Source organism: Butyricimonas sp. RTP31003st1_G1_RTP31003_210430 (assembly GCF_040920905.1).
Taxonomy (GTDB): domain Bacteria; phylum Bacteroidota; class Bacteroidia; order Bacteroidales; family Marinifilaceae; genus Butyricimonas; species Butyricimonas paravirosa.
This window is the reverse complement of the sequence record NZ_JBCOSQ010000138.1, coordinates 1-2272: the sequence shown is the minus strand read 5'-3', so window position 1 is coordinate 2272 and position 2272 is coordinate 1. Positions and strand designations below refer to the sequence as shown.

General features: G+C 40.9%; 3 protein-coding genes and 1 pseudogene. All 4 read left to right on the top strand.

Annotation, left to right across the window (positions count from 1 at the left end; all coding sequences use genetic code 11):
- Positions 1-564: 564 nt before the first annotated feature.
- On the top strand, positions 565-1200 hold the full coding sequence (locus AB5542_RS21235; protein ID WP_202194283.1) for an ankyrin repeat domain-containing protein: 636 nt from the start codon (positions 565-567) through the stop codon (positions 1198-1200).
- A 65-nt stretch (positions 1201-1265) separates the two neighbouring features.
- Positions 1266-1463, top strand: coding sequence for a hypothetical protein (locus AB5542_RS21230; protein WP_229105761.1), 198 nt, complete (start codon positions 1266-1268; stop codon positions 1461-1463).
- 10 nt (positions 1464-1473) lie between these two features.
- A complete protein-coding gene (locus AB5542_RS21225) occupies positions 1474-2025 on the top strand; it encodes a hypothetical protein (RefSeq protein WP_004326093.1) in 552 nt (183 codons plus the stop codon).
- A 30-nt stretch (positions 2026-2055) separates the two neighbouring features.
- A pseudogene (locus AB5542_RS21220) lies at positions 2056-2272 on the top strand (AraC family transcriptional regulator); the annotation flags it as partial.

Below are 2272 nucleotides of genomic sequence, written 5' to 3'. Positions count from 1 at the left end.
ATGTGTAGGCATCGCAAAATAAATCACCGATAACGAGCCAAGTTAGCTGCTAAACGCAGCTCCTTGTCAAGCCATTAGCTGTAAAAAGACAAAGAATATGAAACAGAAAAACTATATAATTAAATTGTTGCTGAAAACATGGTTGGGTATATTATGCTTCAGTTTGTTATGTACCTTTTGTGCCGTATGGTTATTGTTTCAAAATACAAAGCAATCATCATATGATAATATAAACATTGTTTATGAAGGGATCTTTTTAACTTGGGCTATAATTGGAGTAATAATGTTTTCAGTTGGGACATTCTCATTGTTTCTGAACTACTTCCCGGTAATTAGATATAATAATATATATAGCTTTATTTCATTTTTTCTTGTACCCATATTGCTTATTTTATTGTGTGGTACAGAAACACTTTGTTTATGGACTGTTGAAATACCATTTATAGTCTGTTTGTCTGGTGCTTTTCTATTGTTCCGGAGCAAAATAAAGAATACAACTAACGACGCAGGATAACGGCAAACCGTTCCCTGCTGAACCATTAACGTGCGACTTAAAAAGTAAATATGAAGATAGTAAATAGGACATTACTTTTTCTTGCAACGCTTTTTTGTTGTTTGGATAGCGTGAAAGCAAGCACATTGCTGCAAGATACTATACGGGATGCAACCTACCAGCTTTATCCGTTAGGGGTTGCTTGCCGCAACAATGATATGGAAACCATTAAACAGTTGCTGGCAGCAAAAGATGAACCTATGGCAATGGGTAACGATTGTTACGAGTTTGATATACTCTATACGGCAATCTACTTTGACAAAGAAGATGTACTAAAATATGCCCTTACCAGATACAAGGACATAAACGATAGAGTATATAGCGATGAGTATGGACTTACGCTCCTGACATACGCCTGCAAATTGTCTAACGTAAAGTTAGCCCATATCTTGCTGGAGCATGGCATTAACGTAAATGGTTGCCAAAGTCCATGCGACACCTATAAAGTATATCCGATTATGGAAGCCATTGCCAATAATAACATAGAACTGGTGAAGTTGCTTTTAGAATATCATGCAGACCTTGATGTAAAAGATAGTAACGGCAGCACCCCTCTTGCTTTGGCTAAGGAAACAGGTGTAAAAGAGATTGAAAATTTACTTTTGCAATGGATGAAACAAAAAAATAATGCTAACAACGCAGGATAACGGACAAGCCGTTCCCTGCTGAACCATTATACCGACAAGGAAAAATATAATTCACCATTAACAATATGAGTAGCCTTATCACAGTAAAGAGATTGGGAAAAGTTCTTATATGGGTATGGAACAGATGTATAAAGAAAACTGCCATTCCTTATGAAGAACTTGATTTCCATTACCCCGATTGGGCTTTCATTATTACAGGTTGTATCTTTTTCGGGGTTGTGGTAGGTGTTACCCTGTTTTATTTTGCTTTTATAAAACAATAGACTATTTACAATGAAAGCCCGACTTAAATACCCGATATTCAGCTTTGCCCCCAAAGGCAACATGATATACGTGTTTCGCAAGGAAGAACTGTACACAACGACCAATACCGAGTTGTTGAAGAAGCGGAAGAACTACATTGTAGTGGATGCAACCGGGACGAAATATGTTGAAAAGGGGGCGCACAAAGTGAAGTGGCAAGGGATATTCGGATATTGTATCAGGATGCAGGGACGTGTGATTTCCATTGAATACGAGTACGGGGACAACCCCGAACCGTTCCCACTACGAAAACTGCAAGAACTGGTAGCGGAACGATACCCCAAGACACGGTGGTTCAAGGAAGAATGCTGGAACAGCGCAGACGAGTTCCGGCAAGCGATTTTCGCCTGCAAGACCTTTGAGGAAGTGGCGGACATACTGATGCCCGAACGAAAAACGAGCGTTTGGCAGCGCATTGAAGAATATTTCCTGCGGGCAGGTTTTCTTATGCTTGCCGCCATGTTCCTTTATCACGTGGTTTGGCGGCTAATCCAAAAGTTTTGGCTATGGGCTACCGGGTAACGTACAGAAAACAAATCAATTTATTCAAATATGGAACAACGGATTACATCATTATTACTTCCCGCTCCCGAAGCGGAGCTGGAAGCGTCCTGCAAGGAACTGGACGAAAAGGTAACATGGCTGCTGCACAACAGCCGGAAAATGGACAACTACTTGGAACTTGAACCGTTCAGCAAGGACGGGCGGCTGTGCGCCCACGTGTGCGACACGCTCAAAAGCCTGCCGGAAACGCCGACACTGGCGGCAT

Bases quoted from the DNA above. Each gene is read 5' to 3' on its own strand.
- AB5542_RS21235 (WP_202194283.1), top strand. From the start codon at position 565: ATGAAGATAGTAAATAGGACATTACTTTTTCTTGCAACGCTTTTTTGT.
- AB5542_RS21230 (WP_229105761.1), top strand. From the start codon at position 1,266: ATGAGTAGCCTTATCACAGTAAAGAGATTGGGAAAAGTTCTTATATGG.
- AB5542_RS21225 (WP_004326093.1), top strand. From the start codon at position 1,474: ATGAAAGCCCGACTTAAATACCCGATATTCAGCTTTGCCCCCAAAGGC.